Genomic DNA, 25,666 nt, shown 5'->3' on the forward strand with positions numbered 1-25,666 from the left:
GTGGCTGGAGGCGGGATCGAACCGCCGACCTGTGGGTTATGAATCCACCGCTCACCGTGTTGAACAGTCGCTACTCTGCCGCGTCCTTGGCGAAGCCGTTCTCGATGTTGATGATGATCTGGTAGCTGTCCTCCCACCGGTCGGAGAGCACCAACTCGATATAGGCGACCGGGAGCCGTGCCGTCTGGGCGAGCTCTTCAGCTGAGATCAGGCCTTCGTCGTACTTCGGCTTGATCAGTTCACGTGCGGCCCACGGGAAGAGGACGGCCAGCGCCTGTGGCAATGCCATGACGTCGGTCAGCGCGCCGCCGTCGTGACCAAGCTTCATTCGCGTTGCCGCGAACGAAATCATGTCGTCGACCCCACGCTTGGTTGTCGTCTTCTGTCCGCACTGGTCCAGGATATGGAGCGTCTCTTTGACCTCGGCAACGCGCCGCTGGGCTTCATGGAGTCGCTCGTTGATGAAGATCTCGCGCGCGAAGATCGGCTCGCCGTATACCACGGCGTGCCGGATGAGCTCGTTGCCCTGGCGCTCGAGGTACAGCCCGTCGAACGCGGCGGGATCGCAGTCGACGTAGTGGATGATGAACTCGTCGCAGAATCCGTTCTTGATCACCCATTCCTGCACGTCAGCGGGCTCCACGGGCCAATCGGTCCGGGACTCGAATTCGTTAATGAGCTTGCGGATAGGGTGCATTGAAGGGACCAAAGAAAAGGGGCCTGACGTTCCCGCCAGACCCCACATTCATCAACATAGACGGTTTTCTTAGATTCGCTCAACCATCTCGGCGATATTCACCGAAGTCGCGCCCGAACGGCGAAACTGGTTGGTAGTCTTGGCTTGGCGGGTGACCCAAGCTTGGGTCAGCGCCGAATGAATCTCGTCTCGGATGAACTGCTCCGATACAGCTTCACCAGACGAACGGTGAAGCTTAAAGTTCATCAACTCAGCTCCGCCTCCCTCTGGGAAGAGGAGCGTAGCGAGCTTATCGCGCTCCTGGGTCATTACTCTCTCCATTTTGGCCTCACCATGAGGCCCGGTCCGTTGCGTCAACTCTTCAGCAGACATAGTGTTTCGATGGTCACACACAATGTGACCGCCCGAACATGGGCTACGCTAGCTGAATGGGTGATTAACGTGGCGGCTCCGAGCGGCGCTTATACGGGTTGATATCGAACTTGGCAACGCTTTGACGGAGTCGTCAACTACTCCGTAACGGCGTCCGGCTTTTGGAGTAACGGGATTCGGGTAGCGCGGTAGGGGAGATAACAGGGTTGAACCGGTTAGACATTCGGTTGATTGGCCAACGCGAGGCTGGCCGGATATCTCACGGTTAGACACACCTAACCTCTCGATTTGTCAGTAATAGACTCCTCCCTCCGGGGTCGCCATCCCTTCAGCGAGCTATCGCCACTTCGAGCCTTCGCCATGGCTGCCGACGCTCTCCCACTCGGGCGGAGCGGCCTTGTGGACGTATTGCTCGGACACCATCCAGCCCTTGAACGGCCGCAGCACCAGCAGGCAGGCGGCCGCGATCAGGGGGAAGGTGAAGGCGAAATGCACCCAGATCGGCGGGTGGACCGTGAACTCGAACGCCATGAAGGCCATCATGCCGAGGATGCCGATGGCGGACATGGCGAAGAAGGCCGGGCCGTCCGCGGGTTCGGCAAAACTGTAGTCCAGGTCGCAGACGGGGCAGGCGGGCCGAATGGTCAGATATCCCTGCAGTAGCGGACCCTCACCGCAACGCGGGCAACGGCAGCGCAGACCGGTCGAGAGGGTCGAGAGACGGGGATAGGCGGGGGCTTCGGCGGGGATCATGGTGGCTCCTGACGCCTCTCACGTCGGCGCTTCGCCCGGGCGTGGCAAGGGGGCCTTCAGTCACATCCCATTAACCGCCTCTAAAGGGCGATCGCGCGAGTGTGCGCGCGAATGGCAGGCCCGCGCTCCAGCACCGCGATAGGACGAACCACGGCGGCGCTCGGCGTCGCAGGGACGATTGCGCTCGCCCCGATCGCGGGAGCCGTCGTTCCGGCCTTTGCCCAGGAGGCCGCAGCCGCCCTGGATCCGATCACCATCCGGGTCGGCGCCAATGACGGTTTCACCCGGATCGAGTTCGCGGGCATCGTCGGGTCGCGCTCGCGCGTGCGTCGTGACGGCCAGACCGTCGTCGTGCGGATCGGCTCGACCGCCGCCCCCGACGTCAGTCGGCTGAAGGTCGATCCGCCTCCGGGCGTGGCGAAGGTCGAGACCCGCGCGGCCCTGGACGCCACCGAACTGGTCATCACTCTGGCGGAAGGGTCGGACGCCCGCACCGGAAGCGCGGATAGTGCGGTCTGGCTGAACCTCTATCCCGCCGGCGCCGCGCCGGCCGCGCCTGCCGGAGCGGCCGTGCCCGCGGGCGGCGCGGTGCCTGTCATCGCGACCAAGGCCGCCGAACAGGTCAACCTGTCGTTCGCCTGGGGGGCGCCGGTGGGCGCGGCCGTGTTCAGGCGCGGCGACGCGGTCTGGGTGGTGTTCGACACCGCCGCCCGCATGGACATGTCGAAGGCAAGCGACCTGGGGGTCGCCGGGGATGCGCGCTGGGCCGTGGGGCCAGACTATACCGCCATCCGCATCTCGGCGCCGGAAGCCCTGTCGGTCTCCGCCAAGGGAGAAGGTGCGACCTGGACCGTCACGATCGGCGGACCGACCGCGCCCCCGGCCAGCGTCGTGATCGATCGCGACGACACCGGCGACACGGCGCTTGTGGCCAGCATGGCCGGGGCGACCCGGACGGTCTGGCTGACCGATCCGATGGTCGGCGACCGGTTCGCCGCCGTTACGGCCCTGGCTCCCGGCAAGGGGTTCGCCGACACGCGCCGCACGATCGACCTGACCCTGTTGCCGACGGCCCAGGGGCTGGCGATCGAGACGCCGACCGACGACCTGTCGATCAAGGCCGAGGGCGACCTGGTCACCCTGTCGCGGCCGGGCGGCCTGCTCCTGTCGCCGCCTTCGATGGCGCTTGAGGCGGCCGAGCCCGCCCATGCCGAGGCGCCGGGGAAGGCCAAGTTTCCCGCCCTGATCCTGAGCGAATGGGGCGATGCGGGCGAGGAGGGCTTCTCCACCCGTTACCGCAAGCTCCAGGACGCTGCGGCGCTGGAGGCGATCGCCGCCTCCGACAACCCGCGCGCGCCGATCGAGGCGCGGTTGGCCCTGACGCGGTTCCTGGTTGGATCGGGACTCGGTTTCGAGGCCATCGGCGTCGTCAACGCCATGTTTGCGAAAACACCGTCCCTGCAAGGCGAGCCGGAACTGCGCGGCCTGCGCGGCGCGGCGCGGGCCTCCATCGGGCGGCTGGAAGAGGCGACGCTGGACTTCTCGTCCGGCGCTCTGGCCGGTGATCCCTCGACGAAGGTCTGGCAGGGCTGGCTGGCGGCCGAGCGGGGCGACTGGGGCGAAGCGCGCCGTGCCTTCGCCGGCGGGGCCGCCGCCATCGACGACTTCCCGCCGATCTGGCGCGCCCGCTTCGGCGCGGCCCACGCCATGGCGGCGCTGGAGACCGGCGATCTGGACGCTTCGAAGTCGCTGCTGGCCTACAGCTTCTCGCAGGAGGCGCCGGCCGCCGACCAACTGGTCGCCCGCCTGGTGCAGGCGAGGCTGTTCGAACTGGAGGGGGCCACCGACCGGGCTCTGGCGGTCTACAAGGCCATCGGCCGGGCGCCGCTGGACGGCATCGCCACCCCGGCCAAGCTCGGGGTGATCCGTATCGAGCTCGCCAAAGGCACGCTGACGCCGACGGCTGCGGCCGCTCAACTGGAGCAGCTGAAGTGGCGCTGGCGCGGAGACGCGACCGAACTGTCGGTCATCCGCACCCTGGGCGGCCTCTATCTTTCGCAGGGGCGCTATCGCGAGGCGCTGGATGCGCTGCGCGGCGCGGGCAAGCGGCTGGGCGACCTGCCGGGGGCCGTCGAACTGCAGACTGACCTGTCGACCGCCTTCCGCGCCCTGTTCCTGGACGGCGCCGCCGATGGGCTGCAGCCGGTGCAGGCGCTGGCCCTGTTCTACGACTTCCGCGACCTGACGCCGGTGGGCGCCGACGGGGACGAGATGGTGCGTCGTCTGGCCCGGCGTCTGGTCGACGTCGACCTGCTGGACCAGGCCGCCGAACTGCTGAAATACCAGGTCGACAACCGGCTGGAGGGTGTCGCCAAGGCCCAGGTCGCGACGACCCTGGCCACGGTCCTGTTGATGGACCGCCAGCCCGAGCCGGCTCTGCAGGCCATCTGGGCCTCGCGCACGACCCTGTTGCCGACCGCCCTGAACGCCGAGCGTCGGGCGCTGGAGGCGCGGGCGCTGATGGATCTCGGCCGATACGACCACGCACTGGAAACCCTGGCCGACGACCGCAGCGCCGAGGCGCAGCAGGTCCGGGCCGACATCTTCTGGAAGCAGGAAAACTGGGCCGGTGCGGCGGCGCTGTACGAGTCCCGGCTGGGCGATCGCTACAAGGACACGGCCACGGCTCTGACGCCGGCCGAGGAAAGCCAGGTGATCCGGGCCGGTGTCGGCTACTCGCTGGCGAGGGATGCGGGCGCGCTGTCGCGACTGTCGCGGAACTATGCCCCGTTCAAGGGCCGTGCGCGGTCGGCGGCGGCGGCGCTGCGCATCGCCCTGGACGGGCTGGATGGAATGGAAGGGGCGGCAAACGCCCAGGACTTCGCCGGACTGACTGCCGGCGCCGACACCTTCACCGGCTGGGTCAACCAGATGAAGACCCAGCTCAGAGAAAAAACGGGCGGGAATCGCGCTGCCGCGACGCCCGCCCGTCCCACTGCTCCAGCCGCCGCGGCGCCCGCGGCCGGCTAGAGCCCTGTCTTACGAGTTGACCGCATCCTTGAGCGGCTTCGACACGCGGAAGCGCACGGCCTTTGAAGCGGCGATCTTGATGGTCGCGCCCGTGGCCGGGTTGCGGCCTTCGCGAGCGGCGCGAGCGGCGGTGTCGAAAACACCCAGGTTGGAGATGCGGACATCGCCGCCGCCGGTCAGCGACGAATGGATGTTCTTGACGATGGCTTCCAGCACGCGGCCGGCGTCGGCCTGGCTGACACCGGCATCCTTGGCGACGGCGGCGATGAGTTCAGCTTGAGTGGTCATTATGGGTCGTTTCCCGAAAAGCTCGCCCGTGATTCCGGGCGACGACGGATGGATCAACACGTCTTTTGGGCGACTTGGCAAGCGCCAATGGCGCGCAAAGCCTTTGAGGGTGGGAACCTAGCCCGTTCCAGACGCCTGTCGGAAGCTCTCGACCAGGCTCCCGGCGACCAGTCTCCAGCCGTCAACCAGCACGAAAAAGATCAGCTTGAACGGCAGTGAAATCACCACCGGCGGCAGCATCATCATACCCATGGACATGAGCACGCTGGCGACCACAAGATCGATCACAAGAAACGGAATAAAAAGGAGAAATCCGATTTCGAAAGCCTTCTTCAACTCCGAGATCATGAAGCTGGGAACGATGACCCGCAGGGGCAGTTCGGCGGCCGTCGTGGGGACCTCCAGACGGCTCAGCCGGGTGAACAGGGCGAGGTCTCCCTGGTCCACCTGGGCGAGCATGAAAGTCTTCACAGGTTCCGACGCCAGATCGAAGGCCTGGGGCAGTTCCATCTGCTGATCCATCAGGGGTCGGATGCCCGAATCATAGGCGTCCTGCCACGTGGGAGCCATGACGATGGCGCTCAGGAACAGGGCCAGGGACACGAGGACGGCGTTCGGCGGCGACTGCTGCATGCCGAGCGCGGTGCGCAGCAGCGACAGCACAACGATGATGCGCACGAAGCTGGTGGTCATGATTACGATCGACGGCGCCAGCGACAGGACCGTCATCAGACCGACCAGCTGGACGACGCGCTCGGTCAGGCCTGCGCCGGTGCCGAGATCGACATTGATCGCTGCGCCCGCGCCGCCGGCGGCCGCCGCATCCTGGGCGAAGGCGGCCAGCGGCCACATGAGGCAGAGCAGGGTGGTGATCGCGGACAGCTTGAGCGCGTTGAGGAACTCCGCGCGGTTGGGGACGACGAACCACTTCTCCCTCCCCCTGCGGGGGAGGGAGGTCGCGGAGCGACCGGGTGGGGGGGGCAAGGCGGAAGGACTGCGGGCGGAGTTTGCCCTGCCTTGGCGCCCCCACCGGCCTTCGCTTCGCTCAGCCACCCTCCCCGAACGGGGAGGGAGAAGATCGTGCGGTCCGCTCATTTCTCGATGCCTCGCGGCTCGATCAACTCGCGGCCTTCGCCCAGCAGGAGGAGGCGTTCCTCGTCATCGATACTGACGAGGACGAGGCGGCGGGCGGGGTCGAGGACCAGGGTCTCGACGACCTTCAGCCGGCGCTCGCCGCGCTCGGCGTTGAGCCTGGCCATCAACTGGGGCGCATAGCGACGCGCGGCCCAGGCGGCCAGGCCGATCAGGCCCAGGGTGAAGGCGAGGCCGAAAATGGCGCGAGCGAGATCGAGGAAGTTCATTCTGAAGGGCCCCGGAGAACTCGGGGAACTTTAACCAACGTGGTTAACGTCGCGTTTAGATAAGCCCTCGTTAACCATACAGGCGGCATTTTCTGCCCATCGATCAAGGAAACGATCCCGATGGGCGTCGCCGACATCTCCCTTCTGAGCCAGATCAAGGGCCGCATGACCTGGCTGGACGAACGCCAGCGTCTGATCGCCCAGAATGTCGCCAACTCGGATACGCCCGGCTACGTCGGCCGCGACCTGAGAGCCCCGACGGACTTCGCCGCCGCCATGCGGGACGGGGGAGGACTGCGCATGGTCCAGACCTCGGCCAGCCACATGCCTGTCGGCGGACCGAACGGCGCGCCGGTGGCCCGCTTCACGTCGGAGGCCTCGCCGGATTCCGAAACCACGCTCGACGGCAATGCGGTGGTGGTCGAGGAGCAGATGCTGAAGATGGCCGAGAGCCGCATGGCCTATGACGCCGCGATCGGACTCTACACCAAGGCGATGGCCATGATCGGCCTGGCGGCCAAGGTTCCGGGTCGATGAGCCGTAAGGGAAGCACCCGATGAGTGATCCGATCAACGGCCGCAACGGCACGCCGCGCAACAGCGCCATGGCGGTCGCCGCCTCCGCCCTGACCGCGCAGCAGTCGCGCATGCGGATCATCGCCGAGAACATCGCCAACGCGGAATCGACGGCTCCGACGGCCGGAGGCAATCCCTATCGCCGCCAGATCCCGGTCTTCGAGGCGCGGGGCATCGACGGCGCCACCGGGGTGTCGCTGGCCGAGGTTCGGCCGGACCAGAGCGACTTCCGCCGTGAATACGACCCGACCCATCCGGCGGCCGACGGCGAAGGCTATGTCCTGCGACCCAACGTCGACACCCTGATCGAGGCCATGGACATGCGCGAGGCGCAGCGGGCCTACGAAGCCAATCTGAACGTCATCGAGACGGCGCGGTCGATGGAAAGCCGCACCCTCGATATCCTCAAGCGATAGGGCCTGATCGATGTCGATGAACCCTTTGATGGCCGCCCGGGCCTATGCCCAGGCCCAGGGAGCCGGCGGAGCGACGGCAGGCGCCGCGGTCGCGGGCGGCCCCGAGTTTTCGCAGATGCTGTCCAATGTCATGGGCGACATGACGCAACAGACGCGCGTGGCCGAGACCAACATGACCCAGGCCGTTCAGGGGCAGGGCTCGATGATCGACGTGGTCACGTCGATTTCCAGCGCCGAGGCTTCGCTGCAGACCGTGATCGCGGTGCGTGACCAGGTGATCTCCGCCTATCAGGAAATCATGCGGATGCCGATTTAAGGGTAGGGCGCTAGAGCTCGGCTCGCGGAGCCTCGCTGCTTGAGCGCAGGTCGGCGCGGCAGCCTCACCTGGGCTGCACGTCGAATGCGACGGTCAGGCGCTCGCCGCCGCCCGTGAACGGCTCGGTGCCGTGCCACATCCAGGATGGGAACAGGGCGACGCGGCCAGGTTTCGGCTCGATCCAGTGTTCCGGAGCCAGTTCCAGCCCGATGCCCAGCCGACAGGCTCCAAACCGCAACCAGCCGGCTCTGGGCTGGTCCGGCGACAACTCCGGGGTCTGGACATACAGGGCCGAGGAGACCCAGCCGTTCGGATGGATGTGGTCGCTGTGGCGCCCTCCGGCGGTGAGCCGCACGGACCAGGCGCCGATGATCTCGAAGCCTCCACCCGCACGGCGGCTCATCGGGTCGTCCCGGCCGGCCATCGCGCCGATGTAGCTTTGGATGGGGTCTGTCAGGGCGCTGAAGATCGCGTCGATGGCCGGATCGCCGGCGAAACGCGGGTCCAGCGCAGCCTGCACGCCGGAGCGGATGGACTGGCCCAGGGGTTGGGCCCGGAAAGGATGAAGGGCGCGCAGGCCGGCGGTCGCTTCGGCCAGCCACGCCTCGCGATCCTGGCCGACGGGCCCGGCCAGATCGAACGCGGCGGTCAGCCGGCGATAGTCGTCGGCGGAAAGCGCGCGCGGGTCGCCGACCACCCTCCAGGCGACGTAGCGCAGGGCGAGGGCGTACTGATCGCCCGGCGTGGTCGCAAGGTGCGCATCCAGTCCCGGCAGGGCCTCGCCGGATCGACCGCAGGCCATCAGGGCCGCCAGCCGCGCCACCCGGGCGTCGGCATCGCCCGGCGCGGCGCCGGCCGCAGCCTCGGCATGCTTCAGGGCCAGGGCCGGATCGAATCCCGAGGCGGCGGCCGAGGCTGTCGCGTCGAGAGACGCAGGGTGGGGCCCGGTCAGCCACCGTTCCAGCCCGCGGTAGGCCGCCTCGTCGCCCACGATGTCTCGCACGATCCCTGCGCGCAGGCCGGCCAGCGGCGCGGTCGGCGCCGACTGGAGCCGGGCGTCGATCGCGGCCAGAGCCGCACGGGCGTCACCGCTCCGCATCCAGATGAGCTGGGCCTGGTCCCGCAGGGCGTCGGCATAGTCCGGTCGACGTATCAGGGTCTGGCGCAGGGCCTCTTCGGCCTCTGCGAGCCGGCTCGACGACATCAGGGCGCGGGCGAACACCAGCCAGGTCTCCGGCGCGTCCCCGCCCTTGGCGAAGGCGCGCCGGACAGCCGCCAGAGCCCCCTCGGCGTCACCCATGTCCCCAAGGGCGGCGGCCAGATTGTGCTCGGCCACGGCGCTCGCGGGACGGGCTGCGACAGCCTGCTCCAGGGTCTGGAGACGCGCCGTCGATTCGGGGCCATGGCCGTTCACGGCTTTTACGGCAGGGTCAGCGTTCGCGACGGACGCGAACCGACCGCGCACCGCCGACGCTCAGCAGATAGCTGCCCACCGCGCCCTGACGGATGCGCACCACGGCCCCCGGCCCGACACGGGCGGTGACGCGCTCCATGTCGATCTGACGCCAGATCGCACCGTCGGCGAGGACGAAGGTCCACTGGCCCCGTCCATCCTGGCGTCCGCTGGCTAAAGTCGTCTCGATCGCGTCGACCGGGTCATCCTGTCGCAGGCGCCCGAACAGATTGGCGGTGGCGAGGTCGAGACCGAACAGGCGGGCGCGGGTCTCGCGCGCCTGGATCCGGTCGATCACCGTGACCTCGCCCCGCTGTTCGGCGGTGTCGAATGCGGCCGTCGCGGCGTCGAAACAGGCCAGCCGCGCGTCGGTTGCCGTGATCGCCCGACAGGCCAGCAAACCCTCGAGCAGCGCGGGTCTGGCGGTCGCCGCGTCCTGCGCATGGCCGGTCATAGGGGCGGCGAAAGCCGCCGCGGCCAGGATGAGCCCCGACACTGTCAGAGGTCGAGCTTTCTTGCGCATGTTCATATTCCCGAGAAGAGTGATCCCGCTGCTTCTTACGCGATATTTTCCCCGTAGCGGCAATGGGGCCGGTGCGTGGTCTGAATGTGACAATCCTTTACTAAAGCGTCGCGTTTCGGCCATCCTCATTGACCGAGCCCCAGTGTGCGGTAACGCTCCGCGCAAGCTCCAGATTTGCGTCCACGCGAGTTTCGGGACGGGCGGGCCAAAGGTCCGGCCTAAAAACAGACTGCTCATGGAGAAGCCCCTTTGACCGATACTACCTACCGCCGCCGACTTCTCGGCACCTCGATGTTCGCCGGCGCGATGATCGCCGCGACCCTGATGGCAGCGCCCGCCATGGCGCAGACCGCACAGGCCGATGATGACCAGGTCGACGACATCGTCGTGACCGGTTCGCGCATCGCCCGTCAGGACTATATCGCCAACTCGCCGATCGTCACGGTCACCGCCGAGGACTTCCAGGCCACGGGTTCGGTCAACATCGACACCCTGATCAACGACCTGCCGCAGTTCACGCCCGCCGCAAACGCCACGTCCAACAACCCGTCCAACGGCGGTCAGGCCAACGTGCAGCTGCGCGGCCTGGGCACCGGCCGCACCCTGGTGCTGATGAACGGTCGCCGCATCGTGGCCTCCAACGCCTCTTCGGTCGTCGATCTGAACGTCCTGCCGACCTCGCTGATCAGCTCGATCGAAACGATCACGGGCGGCGCCTCGTCCACCTACGGCTCCGACGCCGTGGCCGGCGTGCTGAACTTCCTGCTCGACGACGATTTCGAGGGGGTCCGGATGGACTTCCAATACGGCGAAACCGACCGTAACGACGCCGACACCAACTCGGTCAACCTGACCATCGGCGGCAAGTTCGGCGACGACCGCGGCCACGCCGTCCTGTCGTTCGACTATTCGCACCGTTCGCCGATCTTCAACGCAGCTCGCCCGTTCTCGGCGATCTCGGGCTTCTCGGGCGCTTCGCCCCTAGGTTCGACCATCTTTGACGCCCAGAACCTGCCGACGACGGCCGTGGTCAGCGGCTTCATCACCGGCGGCGTGAACTCCAACACCTTCGGCTTCAACAACAACGGCACGCTGTTCACCTATCAGGGCGCCCGCGACTACGTTTCGCCGGGCGGCATCGACTTCGAAGGCTTCCGCACCGCAGGCCCGCTGCAGCAGACAGACTTCGCCTACAATACGGGCCCCCTGAACTACGGCGTCCTGCCGCAGAACCGCTACAACGCCTTCGCGGCAGCCTCCTATGAGATCAACCCGTCGGTTGAGGTCTATACCGAGTTCCTGTTCTCGCAGTACGAGACCTCGAACCTGCTGGCCGCCACGCCGGCTGCCGGTACGGCCACGGGCTTCCGTATCCCCTCGACGAACCCGTTCATCTCGTCGGAGCTGCGTACCGTCCTGAACAGCCGTCCGAACCCGGCCGGCACCTTCCGCCTCGACAAGCGCTTCAGCGCCCTGGGCTCGCGCGTCGGCAACGAAGCCGTCAGCGTCTATCAGTTCACCACGGGCGTCCGCGGCGATCTGGAAGGCACGCGTGACTGGACCTACGACGCCTATCTGTCCTATGGCCGCGTTGACGACACCACGACCCAGAGCGGCAACGTCTCGCGTTCGGCGGTTCAGCGTCTGCTCGATGCCGCTGACGGCGGCGCGTCCCTCTGCGCCGGCGGCTTCAACCCGTTCGGTCAATCGACCCTGAGCGCCGCTTGCCAAGCCTACATCGGTCGGAAATCGAAGAACACCACCGTCAACGACCAGCGCGTCTTTGAAGTGAACCTGCAAGGCGGCGTCTTCGACCTGCCGGCCGGTGAAGTTCGCGTCGCCTTGGGCGGCACCTACCGTGAGCAGAACTACGACTTCGTCGCCGACGCCTCGCTGTCGGCCACGGCGCTGCTGCCGTCGTTCAACGGCACGACCACGGTCCTGACGACCCAGAACGACATCGCTGGCTTCAACGCCCAGAACTCCCTGTCCGGTTCGGACCAGGTGTTCGAAGGCTACGGCGAAATCCTGATCCCGCTGCTGCGCGATCTGCCGTTCATCCAGCGCCTGGAAACGAACCTCGGCTACCGTGTCTCCAGCTATGACTCGGTCGGCGTGGTCGAATCCTACAAGGCGGACGCCAACTGGGTCGTCTTCGACGGTCTGACCGTTCGCGGCGGCATCCAGCGCGCCGTTCGCGCTCCGTCGATCGGCGAACTGTTCAGCCCGCAGAACCTGAACTTCCCGTCGATCGGTTCGCCGACCTCGGGCGGCGCTCCGGCCTTGTCAGCGGATCCCTGCGACATCCGCACCGCCTATCGCTCGACCTCGGGTTCCAACCTGGCGGCCTCGACCAACGCCGCAGTCCGCGCCCTCTGCCTCACGCAGGGCGTTCCGAGCCAGGTCATCGACACATACACCTTCCCGAACCAGCAGGTTTCGGGTCTGTCGGGCGGCAACCCGAGCCTGTTCGAGGAAACCGCCGACTCCTACACCGTCGGCGTCGTGCTGCAGTCGCCGTTCCAGAACCCCTGGCTGTCGGGCTTCTCGGGTTCGGTCGACTACTACAACATCGAGATCGCCAATGTGGTCGGCACCGTGTCGGTCACCGAGCAGCTGCGTCGCTGCTTCAACTTCGATGGCGCGTCCAACACGACCTACGATCCGAACAACGTCTACTGCCAGCTGTTCAGCCGCGACCGCGCCTCGGGCCAGGTTTCGAACACGTTCGAAACCAACGCCAACCTGGGCGCGCTCGTGACCTCGGGCATCGACTTCCAGGTCGACTGGCGCGCTGCTCTGGTTGACCTCGGTCTGCCGGACTGGGGCTCGCTGGCCGTCAACGTCACGGGCACCAAGCTGGAAGAGTACAAGCGTCAGGACCTGCCGGGCGGCACTTTCACGGACCGCACGGGCACCCTGTCGAACTCCTTCGGCCTGACCCTGCCTGAGTGGAAGTCGCTGACCGCCGTCAACTGGAACATGGGCTCCTTCGGCCTCGGCGTTCGCTGGCGCTACCAGGGCTCGGCCGCGAACTTCAACAACCGCGCCCAGGTCATCGACGCGATCGACTACTTCGACCTGAACGGCTCCTGGGCCGTGAACGACACCGTCGCGATCCGCGCCGGCATCAACAACCTGACCGACGAAATGCCGCCCGTTTATGCGCCAGCCGTCGCGGCCAACACCGATCCGTCCGCCTATGACGTGCTCGGCCGCCGCTACTACGTCGGCGTGACCGCCCGCTTCTAAAGGCGCGTCGAAGCTAAAAAGTTGGGGGCGGCCGATGGTATCGGCCGCCCCTTTCTTTTGCCTGTAGTGCTGGAGACGCCTGTCTCAATCCGGTTCGGCGAGCAGGGCCAGGAGAGCGAAACTGGCGAGCCAGTGCTCGCCCATATAGTCGCCGGTGACATGCGGCAGGGCGGCGTTGAGGTGGACCTCTGCCGCCTTCAGGGCGACGGGGCGACAAGGGTCATCCGACGCCAGCGACGATGCGACGCCGCGCCAGCACCAGGCCCGGCTGAGGTTCAAGCCATCCAGATGGGCGATCTTGCCGTCCGACCGGTCGCTGACCGTGGCGGGGGCGAACAGGGTCGCGGGCTCGCGCTGTTCGAGGCGCGGAAGATAGAGATCGAACCAGGATCCGAAGTCCTGATCCTGCATCACGCGCCGCATCAGTTCCGAGACCATCAGCGTCGGCGACAGGAACTCGTCCTGCGACGGCTCCCAGGCCTGGCAGCCGCGATCGCCGGAATACCAGCGCAGGGCAGCGGCATGGCAAAGGTCGGCCAACTCCGCGTCGGCAGCGCTCTCCGCGTAGTCGAGCGCGAGCCGCAGGGCGAAGGCGGTGTTGTAGTGGGTCCCGGTCCGCACGGGATAGGTCGAGATCGGCAGAAAGGCCTTGAACCGGTCGGCGAAGGCCTCGGCCAGTGGTCGCAGGATCTCGGCCCAGGCGCGGCCGCGCGGGTCAGGGTGGCGACGCAGCTCGGCCTGCAGCATCAGCAGCCAGCCCCAGCCGTAGGGGCGCTCGAAGCCTCGGGCGTTGGGCCGGTCGAGATAGGCGACCTCCGCCGCGACGTTGGGGGGCGTGAACAGCTCGTCTGCCAGATCGGCGATGGCGACGGCCTCGGTCATGTCCGGATGCAGGCGGCGCAGGGTGAACAGGGTCCACCAGCCGTGGACGCAGGAGTGCCAGTCGAAACTGCCGAAGAAGACCGGATGCAGGGCGCGCGGGCCAAGCGCGTCCTCCGGCCCGTTCAGGACGTGATCCAGCTTGTTTGGATACGCCTTCGTCACATGGCCGAGGGCGGCGCGGGCGAAGCGGCCTGCCGTGGCGGCGTCGAGAGCTTTGGACATGTCAGAACCGGAAGGCTAGGAAATACATCAGGGCGATGTTGACCCCGAGAAGGATCAGGGCGGTCGGGGCCTGGGCGCGGATGACGCCGTTGAAGGCGGCGTTGCGGTCGGGCAGCTCCAGCAGGTTCGCCGGCACGACGTTGAAGTTGGCGGCCATGGGCGTCAGCAGGGTGCCGCAGAAGCCGGCCAGCATGCCGATGGCGCAGACGATGGCCGGGTCGCCGCCGAACTGTCCGACCACGAACGGCAGGCCGATGGCGGCGGTCATGACCGGGAAGGCGGCGAAGGCATTGCCCATGATGACGGTGAACAGGGCCATGCCGAGGCAGTAGGCGAGGACGGCGATCAGGGGCGAACTCATCGGCACGGCCTGGGTCACCACCTCTCCGACCACGCCGCCGACGTTGGAGGCCAGGAAGATGGCGCCCAAGGCGGCCAGCATCTGGGGCAGGAGCACGGCCCAGCCGATGGAATCGATCAAGCGGCGCCCTTCATGGAGCGGCGCGGCGGCCGGCGGCCGCAGCCAGGCCATGGCGGCGCCGAGGGCGATCAGACAGCCGAGCGCGAGGGCAATCAGGGTCGTCTGGGTCGAGGAGAACAGGGCCTCGCCCCAGCCGGTATGTTTGGCGGCGAGGGTCCCGCCGACGGCGACGACCGGGACGATCAGGGCGGGCAGGAACAGTCCGTCGCCGCGCCGGGCGGCGCCCTCGCGGCGTTCCTCCGTCGTGGTGGTTTCGGGCTTGCCGACGCCGAGCTTCGACAGGCCGCCGAGCGCAACGAGGGCGACGACCAGCAGGCCGTTGCCCAGGCCGCCGAGATACGACCCGAACAGCATGGACCCGGCCAGCAGGCCCCAGAACAGGGCGCTGCGGATCCGCGTCGGGTGGGCGGGGTCGCGCAGCGTCAGGATGGCGAAGGCCAGGAACATCAGTCCGACGAGGATATAGACCTGATCCAGGGTGATCATTGGCCCGTCTCCGTGCGGGCGTCGGAGATCGCCTTGCGGATCGACCGGTCGAAGACCAGCAGGCGGGCGCCGTGGATGAGGAAGGCGGCGATGGCGGTGGGGATGGCCCAGACCGACAGCTGCAGCGGCTCGACGATGATGCCGGCCTGTTCGAGGAAGCCGACCATCAGGATGATGGAGCCGATGGCGATGAAGATGTCCTCGCCGAAGAACAGGCCGATGTTGTCGGTCGCGGCCGACATGCCCCGGATGCGGTAGCGGACCGGGTCGGGCAGGGTCCCGCCGGCCTCGACCTCGGCGGCGCCTTCGGCCATGGGGGCGACAAGGGGACGAACCATCTGGGGGTGGCCGCCGAGCGAGGTCAGGCCCAGCGCCGAGGTCGCCTGGCGGAGGATGAGATAGGCGATCAGGAGGCGACCGGCCGAGGCGGCGCGGACCTTGGCGATCGACATGCGGGCGCGCTCCTGCAGGCCCGCCCGTTCGAGCAGGCCGATGACCGGCAGGATCAGCCAGACGACGTGGAAATAGCGGTTGTCGTTGAAGGCGTCGCCGAAGGCGGTCAGGGTCGCGACGCCGGCCTGGACCAGGGCGCTCGCGCTGACGCCGGGCGCAATGGCGGCGCAGACGCCGGTGACGATGGCCGCGGCCAGGATGACCAACAGCGGGTTGATCCTGGCTACGAAGCCCGCGACCACGACCAGTATTCCGAGCAGCACGAGCATCGACGATTTCCCCCTCGATTCAATTCACACCGTGCACCCCGGCGAAGGCCGGGGTCCAGATGGCAGACGCTCTCCTGGACGAGAGACCCGAAGGCTCATCCCGTCGACCGGGTCCGGGATCTGGACCCCGGCCTTCGCCGGGGTGCACGGAGGTGGGTTCAGCGCTTGCCGAACCCGCCGCCGCCGGGGGTCTGGATGACGAAGACGTCGCCGGGCTGCATGGAGGTTTCGGCGGTCGAGCCCAGGATTTCCACTGACCCGTCCGCCCGCTCGATGCGGTTCGCCCCGACCGAGCCGGGTTCGCCGCCCGCCGCCCCGAACGGCGCGATGCGGCGGTGGCCGGACAGGATGGCGGCGGTCATCGGTTCGAGGAAGCGAACGCGGCGGGTCGCGCCGTCGCCGCCTCTCGCCGCGCCCGCGCCGCCGGAGCCTCGGCGAATCGAGAACTCTTCCAGCAACACCGGGAAGCGGGTTTCCAGCACCTCGGGATCGGTCAGGCGGCTGTTGGTCATGTGGCTCTGGACAGCGCTGGCGCCCGGAGCGTTCGGGCCGGCGCCCGCGCCGCCGGCGATCGTCTCGTAATACTGGCGGGTCGCATCGCCGAAGGTGAAGTTGTTCATCGTGCCCTGACTGGCGGCAAGGATGCCGAGCGCGCCGTACAGGGTATCGACCACCGCCTGGCTGGTCTCGACGTTGCCGGCGACGACCGCCGCCGGATAGCGGGGGTTCAGCATCGACCGCTCCGGCACGATCAATGTGATGGGCTTCATACAGCCCTCGTTCAGCGGGATGGCGTCGTCCACCAGGGTCCGGAAGACATAGAGGGTCGCCGCCCGGGTGATCGACAGGGGGGCGTTGAAGTTGGTGGGGCGCTGGTCGCTGGTTCCGGTGAAGTCGACGGTCGCCGTACGGGCCTCTGCGTCTACGTCGATGCGGACGCAGATGACGGCGCCGTCGTCCATCTCGTAGGCGAATGAGCCCGGCTTCAGGGCGGCAATGGCGCGGCGGACGGCTTCCTCGGCGTTGGACTGGACGTGTGCCATATAGGCCTCGACCACCGGGCGGCCGAACTCGACGACCATGCGGTTGAGCTCATCGGCCCCGCGCTGGCAGGAGGCGACCTGAGCCTTCAGGTCGGCCATGTTCTGATCGACGTTGCGCGACGGCCAGGGACCCGAGGCGAACAGGGCGCGGGTTTCGGCGTCGCGGAGGCGGCCGCCCTCGACCAGCAGGAAGTCGTCGATCAGGACGCCCTCCTGTTCGACCGTGGTGGAGGAGGCGGGCATGGAGCCGGGCGTGATGCCGCCGACGTCGGCGTGGTGGCCGCGCGCGGCGACGAAGAAGGCGGGCGCCGCCTCTGCGTCGAGGAAGACCGGCATGATGACGGTGATGTCGGGCAGATGGGTGCCGCCATTATAGGGGGCGTTCAGCATGACAACGTCGCCCGGCTTCAGGGCCGCACCGCGCGAGGCGATGACGACGCGGATGCTCTCGCCCATCGAGCCGAGGTGGACGGGAATGTGCGGGGCGTTGGCGATCAGGGCGCCCGCGCTGTCGAAGATGGCGCAGGAAAAGTCGAGCCGCTCCTTGATGTTCACCGACCAGGCGGTGGCGCGCAGGGCCTCTCCCATCTGTTCGGCGCAGGCCATGAAGCGACTGTTGAACACCTCCAGCAGGATGGGGTCGGCGTGGGTTCCGACGTGGGCGCGGTTGGCGAGCGGGGTGGTGCGCTCAAGGATCAGGTTGGCCGAGGCGTCGACGCGGGCGGACCAGCCGGGTTCGACGATCGTGGTGCCGGTGGATTCGAGGATCACGGCGGGGCCGGGGATCTGGGTGTCGGTAGCCAGATGGTCGCGGTGGTGGACGGGGGTGTCGTGCTCGGCGCCGGCGAGGCGGACTCTGACTTCTCCCTCCCCCTTGTGGGGAGGGTGGCTGAGCGCAGCGAGGCCGGGTGGGGTTTGTCCGCCCGTGCGAACTCTCGACTCGGACCCCACCCTGGCGGCTTCGCCGCCTGTCCCTCCCCATAAAGGGGAGGGAGAACTGATTGCCTCCACCTCCAGCATGTCCACGATCAGCGCCTTGTCCTCGGCGAAGAAGCCGAAGCGCTGGCGGTGCAGGGTCCCGAACGCGGCGGCCATGTCGGCGGCGGGGCCGAAGGCGACGGTCAGGGGGGTGTCGCTGCCAGCGAACTTGATCTCGGCGCGGGCCTCGGTGGTGATGGAGGCGGCGGGCAGACCCTGGGCCAGGAGGTCGGAGCGGGCCTCGGTGTCGAGGGCGGCGATGCGCTCGGTGAAGACGGGGTCGGACAGGGAGATGAGCGGTGCGGCGACAGTCGTCTGGCGGATGGTCCGCACCGAGGCCAGGCCCATTCCGTAGGCGGACAGGACGCCTGCAAACGGATGCAGCATCACCGTCGTCATGCCCAGGGCGTCGGCGACGAGGCAGGCGTGTTGCCCCCCGGCGCCGCCGAAACAGTTCAGGATATAGCCGGTCAGGTCATGGCCCCGCTGGATGGAGATCGACTTGATCGCCTCCGCCATGTTCTGGACGGCGATGGCGACGAAGCCTTCGGCAAGATCCAGAGGGTCGGTCGGGCGGCCGGTGGCTTCGGCGACCTCGGCGGCGAGGGCGTCGAACTTCCTGGCCACGGCGGCGTGGTCCAGCGGCTGGTCGCCGCTCGGGCCGAAGACGGCGGGGAAGAACCCGGAGCGGAGCTTGCCCAGCAGGACGTTGCAGTCGGTCACAGTCAGGGGGCCGCCGCGACGGTAGGCGGCGGGGCCGGGCACGGCACCGGCGGACTCGGGGCCGACGCGCAGGCGCGATCCGTCGAAGCGGCAGATGGAGCCCCCGCCGGCCGCCACGGTGTGGATCGACAGCATGGGCGCCCTCAGCCGCACGCCCGCGACCACGGCGTCGGAGGTCCGCTCGAACGAACCGGCATAGTGGGACACGTCGGTCGAGGTGCCGCCCATGTCGAAGCCGATGACGCGATCGAAGCCGGCGGCCCCGGCCGTCGCCGCCATGCCGACCACCCCGCCGGCCGGGCCGGACAGGATGGCGTCCTTGCCCCGGAAGGCGGAGGGGCTGGCGAGGCCGCCGGACGACTGCATGAACATCAGGGGGACGTCGGGGCCGAGCGCGCGACCGACGCGGGCGACATAGGCGTCGAGCACCGGCGACAGATAGGCGTCGGCCACCGTCGTATCGCCGCGCCCGATCAGCTTGATCAGTGCGCCGACCTCATGGCTGACCGAGATCTGGCTGAAGCCGATCTCGCGGGCGATCCCCGCGAGGCGGGTCTCGTGACCGGTGAAGCGCCAGCCGTGGACGAGGACGATGGCCAGGGCGCGGTAGCCGTCGGCAAAGGCGGCGGTCAGGGCCTGGTGAGCCGAAGCCTCGTCCAGCGGGCGGTCGATGGCCCCGTCGGCCCGGACGCGTTCCTCGATCTCGATGACCCGGTCGTGCAGCGGCTCGGGCAGGACGACATGGCGGGCGAAGATGTCGGGCCGGGCCTGCCAGCCGATACGCAGCGCATCACCGAAGCCGCGCGTGATGGCCAGGACCGTAGGCTCGCCCTTGCGTTCGAGCAGGGCGTTGGTCGCCACCGTCGTGCCCATGCGGATGTCGGAGACGACGCCCGCCGGCAGGGGGCCGGGACCGGCGCCGAGGATGCGGCGCACGCCCTCGACGGCGGCGTCCTCGTATTGATCGGGGCTGTCCGAAAGGAGCTTGGCCGTGGTCAGGGCGCCGTCGGGCGCACGGGCGACGATGTCGGTGAAGGTGCCGCCCCGGTCGATCCAGAACCGCCAGCCCTCGGTCGATGTCGTGTCGCTCGCCATCCCTGATCCATCGCGGATCGGGACGGCGGCGGCAAGGCTTCAGACCGCCAGACGCTGCCGGTCGGCCTTGAGGAAGGCGACGATGTCGGGGATGGTCGTGCGCGGGTTCCGGGTATGCGGATAGGCGTGAGCCGTGCGAGGTTTGCGGTCGAACCAGATCTCGTCGACGACCTCGGGCGGACGGGTCGCGGCCAGCCAGTCGATGGTGTCGGCGCCCTCGTGGTCGTTCCTCAGGATCGGGGCGAGGATCTTGCGGAACTTCGGCAGGCTGGTCTTCACGCCGGCGGTGTCGGCCCAGCCGGGGTGGACGGCGTAGGTCCTGATCCCCTCGGCGGCCCAGGCGGCGCGCCAGTGCTCGGCAAGGGCCAGTTGTGCGCGCTTGTGGGCGGCATAGGCGGCGAAACCGTTGAAATGCTCCTCGGGAATGTTGAGCATCTTCTTGTTGAGGCCGAGGTTATAGAGGCCGCCGGAGACGACGTTGATAATCGCCGCGCCGGGCTTGAGTTCGCCGGCCCTGTGCAGGTCCTCGGTCAGGATCCAGTGGCCCAGCAGGTTGGTGGCGTAGGAGGTCTCCAGCCCCTCGTGTGTCGGCTGATAGTGGCGCATCAGGAGGCCGACGTTGTTGACGACAACGTCGAACTTCACCGCGGCGATCTCTGGCCGTTTCGACAGGCCGGCGACGGCGGCCATCGATGCGAGGTCGCAGGTGACGGGCACGATCTTGCCGGGGCCTTTGGCCTCACGCACCAGGTCGCCCAGCGCCTGTACATTGCGGCCGACGGCGTAGACGGTCGCGCCCTTGGCGGTGGCGCGCAGCGCCGTGGCCTTGCCGAGGCCGCCCGTCGCGCCGGTCACCAGCCAGTTCTGGCCGGCGTAGTTCGCCTTCACCGGCTTGAACGGCAGGCCGCGCGCGACATAGCCGACGCGGGTGAAGGACGGCGCGAAGCGGGCGTAGAAATTCACCGACTTCATCAGCGCCTGCCAGAAGGGGGGCTCGGCCATGGACGTCTCTCCGCGCGACCCGCTGTCGCTTGCGTAAGCACACTAATCGTTCGGAGGCGCTTGGCAAGCAGCTTGCGTTTATGGACTTATCGCTTCACCGTTGATGCAGAAGACGCGTCGACTGCGTCGGGAGGCGCGATGACCAGACCCATCCGGGTGATCCAGTGGGCGACCGGCTCGATGGGCAAGGCCTGTCTGCGGGCCGTGCTGGACGACGACCGGTTCCAGCTGGTCGGCCTGTTCGTCTACGGCGAGGCCAAGGCCGGACGCGACGCCGGCGACATTGCGCGGCGGCCCGAGACGGGGGTGATCGCGACCCGTTCGATCGACGAGATCCTGGCGGTCGACGCTGACGTGGTGATCCACGCCCCGATGCTGTCTGCACCCTATGTCGGGCATGATGCCGACGTGAAGCGGCTGCTGGAATCCGGCAAGAACGTCGTCAGCATCAACCACTATTTCGAGCCCGCTGCCCTGGGCCTCGGCTACGCGAACGGGCTGGCGGACAGCGCGCTCAAGGGCGGGGTGACCCTGGCGGGGACCGGCGTCAATCCGGGCTGGGTGGCGGAGCGGATGGCGGTCAACGCCGTCGCCCTGTGCCTGTCGCACCGCAACATCGCGACCCGCGAAATCATCGACTGCACAACGGTTCCAAACCCCGACTATGTTTTCGGGGCCCTGGGTTTCGGCTCTGCGGCTGGAGCGATCGATCTGACGAACGGGCCGCTGGCCGAGACTTTCACGGCCATGTTCTCCCAGAGTGTCGAGGGGCTGGCCCAGAGGCTCGGCCTGTCGCTCGACCGGTTCGAACCGGACCATGAAGTCAGCCTGGCTGAGCGGGACCTGACCATCGCCGCGGGGGTCATTCCCAAGGGCACGGTCTCGGCGACGACCTGGCGCGTGCACGGCCTGATCGACGGCGTCCGGCGCATCACCCACGAGGTCAACTGGATCATGGATCCGGTCCAGGCGCCGTTCGCCGGCAAGCCGCACTGGGAGATCGAGATCGACGGCCTGCCTGGCGTCCGCATCGCCATGGATCTGGTCGACACGGCCCCCGACAGCGTCCGCACCCGGCCCGAACAGTTCGCCGTGGCGGCCATGGTGACCCAGGCCCTCCCGCGCGTCGTCGCGGCGCCGCCGGGCCTGCTGAGGCTCTAGACCGGTCAAGCCGACTTGCCCGCTAACGCAAGCTATGTCACTTTCGTTTCAAGACTGAATAACGGTCATCGGAGGATATCAGGATGGTCGACCGCGACCCCGAGGTGCACGCTCTGCTCGACAAGAAGGCGATCGAGGAGGTGCTGCTGAAGTTCCTTCGCGGCTGTGATCGCGCCGACCTCGACCTCGTTGAACGCGCCTACTGGCCCGACGGCTGGGAGGATCATGGCGGGACCTTCGACGGGCCAGCGTCCGAATGGGTGGCCGTGATCAAGGAGCGACTGCCCAAGGCCGGGCTGATGAACCACCTGGCCATGAACATGGTCATCGACATGACGGGACCGACCACGGCCATCGCCGAGACCTACATTCTGACCGCCTCGCGCCTGACGGTTAAGGGTAATGAATTCGACACCCGGACCCTGGCCCGCTGCGTCGACCACATGGAGAAGCGCGGCTCGGAGTGGCGCATCAAGCGCCGCAATATGTGCTGGGAATGGAACGAGGAACACGAGCTTTCCGAGACCTGGGCGCGCGGGGCGATCACCAGAGACCCGTCACTGCTCCGCCGGGGCGGCAAGAAGCCCGACGACATTCTCTACACGCCCGCCGCCTGAGGATCGTGAGCATGGAAGTTCAGGGCTGCGTCGCCATCGTCACCGGTGCAAACCGAGGCATCGGCGAAGGTTTCGTGCATGTGCTGATCGAGCAGGGAGCGGCCAAAGTCTATGCCGCCGCCCGCGATCCCGCCTCGGCCCAGCATCTCGTCGATCAGTACCCGGGCAAGGTCTTCGCTGTGCGTCTCGACGTGTTGAAGCCGGACCAGATCGTCGAGGCGGCCGCCGCCTGTCCCGATGTGTCCGTGTTGGTCAACAATGCCGGCGTCTCAACGGGCAAGTGCCTGATCGGCGCCGACGACATGTCGGCGATGCGCGAGGAGATGGAGGTCAACTATTTCGGTCCCGTCGCCATGTCCCGCGCCTTCGCGCCGGTGCTGAAGGCCAACGGCGGCGGGGCGATCCTGAACGTCCTGTCGGTGGCAGGCATCGTCGCCGTGCCCAACATGGGCGGCTACAGCCCGTCCAAGTTCGCCATGCGCGCCGCCGGGTCCTGTATCCGCGCCGAGCTGGCCGGCCAGGGGACGAGCGTCACCTCCCTGATCGTCGGCTCGGTCGACACCCGGATGGCCTCGCATGTGAAAGGCTCCAAGGAGGCGCCTGAGGATATCGCCCGCGCCGCCATGAAGGGCATCACCCGGGGCGTCGACGAGATCGACACCGACCGGTTCGCGATCGAGAGCCGCGCCGCCCTGGCCCGCGATCCCAAGGGGATGGAGCGGGGCATGGCCAAGATGCTGCACGCCAAGGAACTGTCGACCGGCCGCTAGACGCCGGATCAACAAGGGGGAGACCAGACCATGCCGCCCATCACCGAAATCCTGAGCATTCTCGGGATCAACTTCCTGATCGCGCTGGCGTCCTTCGTGATCCTGTGGCGGGTCGGGTGCGCCATCAAGGACGTGTCCTTCATTGACGCCTGGTGGGCGCTGGGCCTGGCCCTGATGGCGGTGACGACCTTCTTCATGGCCGACGGCGCGCCCGAGCGGATGCAGTTGATGACCGTCCTGACCTGCGTCTGGGGGCTGCGACTTGGGCTCTACATCCTCTGGCGCTGGCGCTCGCACGGGCCGGACAGGCGCTATGTGAAGATGCTGGACCGGGCCATGGACGTGAAGGGCTGGAGCTTCGGCAAGGCGTCCTGGCGCCTGGTCTTCATGACCCAGGCGCCGATCCTGTGGGCGACCAGCCTGCCTGTGCAACTGGGTCAGATGTCGTCGACGCCGGTGGAGGTCGGGACCCTGGGCTGGGCGTGCGCCGCGCTCGTGGTGTTCGGCATCTGCTTCGAGAGCCTGGCCGATTATCAGCTTGTGAAGTTCAAGGCGGACCCGGCCAACGCAGGCAAGGTGTTCGACAGCGGCCTTTGGCGTTATACGCGGCACCCCAACTATTTCGGCGATCTGTGCACCTGGTTCGGTCTGTTCGGCATCGCCGCCGAGACGACGCTGGGCCTTTTCGGCATCGTCGGGCCACTGCTGCTGCTGGTGCTGTTCCTCAAATATTCGGGAGGTCCCTCGTACGAGAAGCGGCTGACCTATCATCGGCCCGGATATGCGGATTACATTGCCCGGACCAGTCCCCTGATACCGTGGCCGCCCAAGCGCGTGGCGGCGGCTGGCGGGACGAACACCGCCTGATGGAATCCCCGATGCGTCGTCCGAACCGCCCCCGCACCCTGTCGACGGCGATGACAGACCTGTCAGGGGTGCGGGCGGTCGGCATGCTGTTGAACATCCAGGCGGACCGTGATCCTGACCGCCCGGCCCTGACCTTCGAAGGCGTGACCCTGACGCGGCGCGAGCTCGCGGACCGGGTCAACCGGCGGGCGCGGACGTTGCAGAATGCGGGGGTGGTCGAGGGGGACTTCGTCGCCATCGCCCTGCCCAACTGTCCGGCGTTCCTGGAGCTGGCGTTCGCGGTATGGGCGCTCGGCGCCACGCCGGCGCCCCTGTCGCACAAGCTGCCGGCGGCAGAGCTGGCGGGGATAGTCGAACTGCTCCAGCCGCGCCTGATCGTCATCGACGATGCGGCCAAGGCAGGCGCGACGAAGCGGCTGTCGGAGGCGGAGACCTGGGACGCCTCGGCCGACGCCTCTCCCTTGCCGGAGATCGCATCGAAACACCTCAAGGCCATCGCCAGCGGCGGCTCGACGGGCCGGCCCAAGGTGATCGTCGACATGGCCCCGGCGATGGCGGATCCCGACATCCTGCTGCTCGGCATGATCCCCGAGGACGTGCTGCTGAACCCCGGGCCGCTCTATCATGCGGCGCCGTTCGGCATGACCTGTCTGGCCATGGGCTGGGGCGTGCACATCATCCTGATGCCGCGCTTCGACGCGGAAGAGACGCTGCGGCTGGTCGATCGGTACAAGGTCAGTTGGCTGTTCCAGGTGCCGACCATGATGCACCGCATCTGGTCCCTGCCGGACGAGGTGAAGGCGAAGTACGACATGTCGTCGGTGGACGCCGTCATGCATATCGCCGCCGCCTGTCCGCCGTGGCTGAAACAGAAGTGGATCGACTGGGTCGGACCGGAAACAGTCTGGGAAATCTACACCGGCACCGAAGCCCTGGGCGGCACCGGCATTCGCGGCGTCGAATGGCTGGATCACCCCGGCTCGGTCGGCAAGGTGCTGCCGGGCTACGAGATGAAGGTGCTCGGCGAGGCCGGTCAGCCCTGCGCACCGGGTGAGGTCGGCGAGATCTATTTCATGCCGCTGCGGGGGCAGGGGACGACCTACAAATACCTCGGCGCCGAGCCGCGCGCGAACGGGACATTCGAGACCCTGGGCGACATGGGCTATGTCGACGAGGACGGCTGGCTGTATCTGGCCGACCGGCGGGTGGACATGATCGTCTCGGGCGGGGCCAACGTCTATCCGGCCGAGGTCGAGGCAGCGATCGACAGCTTCCCGGGCGTCCAGTGCAGCGTGGTGGTGGGGTTGCCAGACGCGGATTTCGGCCAGCGGGTGCATGCGATCGTAGAGACGGCGGACGGGGTGCTCGACGAGGCGGCGCTGAACGCCTTCCTTGCCGAGAAGATCGCGCCCTACAAGCGGCCGCGCTCGCTGGAGGTCACGACAGAACGGCTGCGCGACGATGCGGGCAAGGTGCGCCGCTCGGCCTTGCGGGCCGAGCGGATGCAGGCCGTCTAGAGGCGCGAATTGCACTCGGAGAGCACCGAGTCCACGGAGTGCAATTCCGAATGCAACCTCGTAT

General features: G+C 67.7%; 23 protein-coding genes. 10 read left to right on the forward strand and 13 right to left on the reverse strand.

Going from position 1 to position 25,666, the window contains the following annotated elements:
• Positions 1 to 70: 70 nt before the first annotated feature.
• The 3 genes from ACP7AZ_RS04680 to ACP7AZ_RS04690 all read right to left on the reverse strand — a co-directional run bounded on the left by ACP7AZ_RS04680 (position 71) and on the right by ACP7AZ_RS04690 (position 1,822).
• The gene (locus ACP7AZ_RS04680) at positions 71 to 643 is read right to left on the reverse strand and encodes a hypothetical protein (RefSeq protein WP_426036545.1); all 573 of its coding nucleotides are present in this window, start codon (positions 641 to 643) and stop codon (positions 71 to 73) included.
• 123 nt (positions 644 to 766) lie between these two features.
• Positions 767 to 1,006 (reverse strand): hypothetical protein, encoded by a 240-nt coding sequence (locus tag ACP7AZ_RS04685; RefSeq protein ID WP_426036547.1) that lies wholly within the window; start codon positions 1,004 to 1,006, stop codon positions 767 to 769.
• 399 nt (positions 1,007 to 1,405) lie between these two features.
• Complete coding sequence (locus ACP7AZ_RS04690; RefSeq protein WP_426036549.1) at positions 1,406 to 1,822, reverse strand: DUF983 domain-containing protein; 417 nt, start codon at positions 1,820 to 1,822, stop codon at positions 1,406 to 1,408.
• A gap of 111 nt (positions 1,823 to 1,933) precedes the next feature.
• Between ACP7AZ_RS04690 and ACP7AZ_RS04695 the strand changes: the two genes are divergently transcribed.
• Entirely contained in the window at positions 1,934 to 4,852 is a 2,919-nt protein-coding gene (locus ACP7AZ_RS04695) for a hypothetical protein (RefSeq protein ID WP_426036551.1), read from the forward strand.
• 9 nt (positions 4,853 to 4,861) lie between these two features.
• Here ACP7AZ_RS04695 and ACP7AZ_RS04700 read toward each other — a convergent pair whose 3' ends face one another.
• The 3 genes from ACP7AZ_RS04700 to ACP7AZ_RS04710 all read right to left on the reverse strand — a co-directional run bounded on the left by ACP7AZ_RS04700 (position 4,862) and on the right by ACP7AZ_RS04710 (position 6,501).
• Positions 4,862 to 5,140, reverse strand: coding sequence for an HU family DNA-binding protein (locus ACP7AZ_RS04700; protein WP_303695120.1), 279 nt, complete (start codon positions 5,138 to 5,140; stop codon positions 4,862 to 4,864).
• A gap of 117 nt (positions 5,141 to 5,257) precedes the next feature.
• The gene (fliP, locus tag ACP7AZ_RS04705) at positions 5,258 to 5,992 is read right to left on the reverse strand and encodes a flagellar type III secretion system pore protein FliP (RefSeq protein ID WP_426036902.1); all 735 of its coding nucleotides are present in this window, start codon (positions 5,990 to 5,992) and stop codon (positions 5,258 to 5,260) included.
• Positions 5,993 to 6,231: 239 nt separating this feature from the next.
• A complete protein-coding gene (locus ACP7AZ_RS04710; RefSeq protein ID WP_303695122.1) occupies positions 6,232 to 6,501 on the reverse strand; it encodes a flagellar biosynthetic protein FliO in 270 nt (89 codons plus the stop codon).
• A 120-nt stretch (positions 6,502 to 6,621) separates the two neighbouring features.
• On the opposite strand from ACP7AZ_RS04710, the gene ACP7AZ_RS04715 reads away from it, so the two are divergent.
• Genes ACP7AZ_RS04715 through ACP7AZ_RS04725 form a run of 3 tightly spaced genes read left to right on the forward strand, consistent with a single transcriptional unit; the run spans position 6,622 to position 7,808 of the window.
• Positions 6,622 to 7,038: a flagellar basal body rod protein FlgB gene (locus ACP7AZ_RS04715; RefSeq protein WP_426036554.1), complete on the forward strand. Its 417-nt coding sequence runs from the start codon at positions 6,622 to 6,624 to the stop codon at positions 7,036 to 7,038.
• A 19-nt stretch (positions 7,039 to 7,057) separates the two neighbouring features.
• The gene (flgC, locus tag ACP7AZ_RS04720; protein ID WP_303695124.1) at positions 7,058 to 7,492 is read left to right on the forward strand and encodes a flagellar basal body rod protein FlgC; all 435 of its coding nucleotides are present in this window, start codon (positions 7,058 to 7,060) and stop codon (positions 7,490 to 7,492) included.
• A 16-nt stretch (positions 7,493 to 7,508) separates the two neighbouring features.
• Positions 7,509 to 7,808 (forward strand): flagellar hook-basal body complex protein FliE, encoded by a 300-nt coding sequence (locus tag ACP7AZ_RS04725; protein WP_426036904.1) that lies wholly within the window; start codon positions 7,509 to 7,511, stop codon positions 7,806 to 7,808.
• A 64-nt stretch (positions 7,809 to 7,872) separates the two neighbouring features.
• Here the strand turns inward: ACP7AZ_RS04725 and ACP7AZ_RS04730 are convergent, their stop codons facing one another.
• Together ACP7AZ_RS04730 and ACP7AZ_RS04735 are read right to left on the reverse strand one after the other, a co-directional pair.
• Positions 7,873 to 9,222 carry a putative 2OG-Fe(II) oxygenase gene (locus ACP7AZ_RS04730; protein ID WP_426036556.1) on the reverse strand — a complete coding sequence of 450 codons (1,350 nt, stop codon included), beginning with the start codon at positions 9,220 to 9,222 and terminating at the stop codon, positions 7,873 to 7,875.
• 16 nt (positions 9,223 to 9,238) lie between these two features.
• On the reverse strand, positions 9,239 to 9,784 hold the full coding sequence (locus tag ACP7AZ_RS04735) for a hypothetical protein (protein ID WP_426036558.1): 546 nt from the start codon (positions 9,782 to 9,784) through the stop codon (positions 9,239 to 9,241).
• Between the two features lie 249 nt (positions 9,785 to 10,033).
• Here ACP7AZ_RS04735 and ACP7AZ_RS04740 point away from each other — a divergent pair, with 249 nt between their 5' ends.
• The gene (locus ACP7AZ_RS04740) at positions 10,034 to 13,036 is read left to right on the forward strand and encodes a TonB-dependent receptor domain-containing protein (protein ID WP_426036560.1); all 3,003 of its coding nucleotides are present in this window, start codon (positions 10,034 to 10,036) and stop codon (positions 13,034 to 13,036) included.
• Positions 13,037 to 13,120: 84 nt separating this feature from the next.
• Here ACP7AZ_RS04740 and ACP7AZ_RS04745 read toward each other — a convergent pair whose 3' ends face one another.
• From ACP7AZ_RS04745 to ACP7AZ_RS04765, 5 genes are all read right to left on the reverse strand, one after another.
• On the reverse strand, positions 13,121 to 14,140 hold the full coding sequence (locus ACP7AZ_RS04745; protein WP_426036562.1) for a DUF2891 domain-containing protein: 1,020 nt from the start codon (positions 14,138 to 14,140) through the stop codon (positions 13,121 to 13,123).
• A gap of 1 nt (position 14,141) precedes the next feature.
• Positions 14,142 to 15,107, reverse strand: a complete 966-nt coding sequence (locus ACP7AZ_RS04750; protein WP_426036564.1) for a DUF979 domain-containing protein — start codon at positions 15,105 to 15,107, stop codon at positions 14,142 to 14,144.
• Positions 15,104 to 15,829 carry a DUF969 domain-containing protein gene (locus ACP7AZ_RS04755; RefSeq protein WP_426036566.1) on the reverse strand — a complete coding sequence of 242 codons (726 nt, stop codon included), beginning with the start codon at positions 15,827 to 15,829 and terminating at the stop codon, positions 15,104 to 15,106. The genes ACP7AZ_RS04750 and ACP7AZ_RS04755 overlap by 4 nt, the downstream gene beginning before the upstream one ends.
• Before the next feature lie 158 nt (positions 15,830 to 15,987).
• The gene (locus ACP7AZ_RS04760) at positions 15,988 to 19,668 is read right to left on the reverse strand and encodes a hydantoinase B/oxoprolinase family protein (RefSeq protein WP_426036568.1); all 3,681 of its coding nucleotides are present in this window, start codon (positions 19,666 to 19,668) and stop codon (positions 15,988 to 15,990) included.
• Positions 19,669 to 19,707: 39 nt separating this feature from the next.
• The gene (locus ACP7AZ_RS04765) at positions 19,708 to 20,670 is read right to left on the reverse strand and encodes an SDR family NAD(P)-dependent oxidoreductase (RefSeq protein WP_426036570.1); all 963 of its coding nucleotides are present in this window, start codon (positions 20,668 to 20,670) and stop codon (positions 19,708 to 19,710) included.
• 138 nt (positions 20,671 to 20,808) lie between these two features.
• Here ACP7AZ_RS04765 and ACP7AZ_RS04770 point away from each other — a divergent pair, with 138 nt between their 5' ends.
• From ACP7AZ_RS04770 to ACP7AZ_RS04790, 5 genes are all read left to right on the forward strand, one after another.
• Entirely contained in the window at positions 20,809 to 21,831 is a 1,023-nt protein-coding gene (locus ACP7AZ_RS04770) for a hypothetical protein (RefSeq protein WP_426036572.1), read from the forward strand.
• A gap of 83 nt (positions 21,832 to 21,914) precedes the next feature.
• Positions 21,915 to 22,448, forward strand: a complete 534-nt coding sequence (locus tag ACP7AZ_RS04775; RefSeq protein ID WP_426036574.1) for a nuclear transport factor 2 family protein — start codon at positions 21,915 to 21,917, stop codon at positions 22,446 to 22,448.
• 11 nt (positions 22,449 to 22,459) lie between these two features.
• Positions 22,460 to 23,218 (forward strand): SDR family oxidoreductase, encoded by a 759-nt coding sequence (locus tag ACP7AZ_RS04780; protein ID WP_426036576.1) that lies wholly within the window; start codon positions 22,460 to 22,462, stop codon positions 23,216 to 23,218.
• A 30-nt stretch (positions 23,219 to 23,248) separates the two neighbouring features.
• On the forward strand, positions 23,249 to 24,085 hold the full coding sequence (locus ACP7AZ_RS04785) for a DUF1295 domain-containing protein (protein ID WP_426036578.1): 837 nt from the start codon (positions 23,249 to 23,251) through the stop codon (positions 24,083 to 24,085).
• Positions 24,086 to 24,096: 11 nt separating this feature from the next.
• Complete coding sequence (locus ACP7AZ_RS04790) at positions 24,097 to 25,602, forward strand: AMP-binding protein (protein WP_426036580.1); 1,506 nt, start codon at positions 24,097 to 24,099, stop codon at positions 25,600 to 25,602.
• The last annotated feature ends 64 nt before the right edge of the window (positions 25,603 to 25,666 follow it).

It is taken from the genome of Brevundimonas sp. DC300-4 (assembly GCF_049897365.1).
GTDB lineage: Bacteria > Pseudomonadota > Alphaproteobacteria > Caulobacterales > Caulobacteraceae > Brevundimonas.

Coding starts and splice junctions, on each gene's coding strand:
- ACP7AZ_RS04785 (WP_426036578.1), top strand. CDS start 23,249: ATGCCGCCCATCACCGAAATCCTGAGCATTCTCGGGATCAACTTCCTG.
- ACP7AZ_RS04685 (WP_426036547.1), bottom strand. CDS start 1,006: ATGACCCAGGAGCGCGATAAGCTCGCTACGCTCCTCTTCCCAGAGGGA.
- ACP7AZ_RS04690 (WP_426036549.1), bottom strand. CDS start 1,822: ATGATCCCCGCCGAAGCCCCCGCCTATCCCCGTCTCTCGACCCTCTCG.
- flgC (WP_303695124.1), top strand. CDS start 7,058: ATGAGTGATCCGATCAACGGCCGCAACGGCACGCCGCGCAACAGCGCC.
- ACP7AZ_RS04695 (WP_426036551.1), top strand. CDS start 1,934: ATGGCAGGCCCGCGCTCCAGCACCGCGATAGGACGAACCACGGCGGCG.
- ACP7AZ_RS04745 (WP_426036562.1), bottom strand. CDS start 14,140: ATGTCCAAAGCTCTCGACGCCGCCACGGCAGGCCGCTTCGCCCGCGCC.
- ACP7AZ_RS04735 (WP_426036558.1), bottom strand. CDS start 9,784: ATGCGCAAGAAAGCTCGACCTCTGACAGTGTCGGGGCTCATCCTGGCC.
- ACP7AZ_RS04790 (WP_426036580.1), top strand. CDS start 24,097: ATGCGTCGTCCGAACCGCCCCCGCACCCTGTCGACGGCGATGACAGAC.
- ACP7AZ_RS04765 (WP_426036570.1), bottom strand. CDS start 20,670: ATGGCCGAGCCCCCCTTCTGGCAGGCGCTGATGAAGTCGGTGAATTTC.
- ACP7AZ_RS04770 (WP_426036572.1), top strand. CDS start 20,809: ATGACCAGACCCATCCGGGTGATCCAGTGGGCGACCGGCTCGATGGGC.
- fliP (WP_426036902.1), bottom strand. CDS start 5,992: ATGTGGCCGCTGGCCGCCTTCGCCCAGGATGCGGCGGCCGCCGGCGGC.
- ACP7AZ_RS04750 (WP_426036564.1), bottom strand. CDS start 15,107: ATGATCACCCTGGATCAGGTCTATATCCTCGTCGGACTGATGTTCCTG.
- ACP7AZ_RS04725 (WP_426036904.1), top strand. CDS start 7,509: ATGAACCCTTTGATGGCCGCCCGGGCCTATGCCCAGGCCCAGGGAGCC.
- ACP7AZ_RS04710 (WP_303695122.1), bottom strand. CDS start 6,501: ATGAACTTCCTCGATCTCGCTCGCGCCATTTTCGGCCTCGCCTTCACC.
- ACP7AZ_RS04700 (WP_303695120.1), bottom strand. CDS start 5,140: ATGACCACTCAAGCTGAACTCATCGCCGCCGTCGCCAAGGATGCCGGT.
- ACP7AZ_RS04760 (WP_426036568.1), bottom strand. CDS start 19,668: ATGGCGAGCGACACGACATCGACCGAGGGCTGGCGGTTCTGGATCGAC.
- ACP7AZ_RS04715 (WP_426036554.1), top strand. CDS start 6,622: ATGGGCGTCGCCGACATCTCCCTTCTGAGCCAGATCAAGGGCCGCATG.
- ACP7AZ_RS04780 (WP_426036576.1), top strand. CDS start 22,460: ATGGAAGTTCAGGGCTGCGTCGCCATCGTCACCGGTGCAAACCGAGGC.
- ACP7AZ_RS04755 (WP_426036566.1), bottom strand. CDS start 15,829: ATGCTCGTGCTGCTCGGAATACTGGTCGTGGTCGCGGGCTTCGTAGCC.
- ACP7AZ_RS04775 (WP_426036574.1), top strand. CDS start 21,915: ATGGTCGACCGCGACCCCGAGGTGCACGCTCTGCTCGACAAGAAGGCG.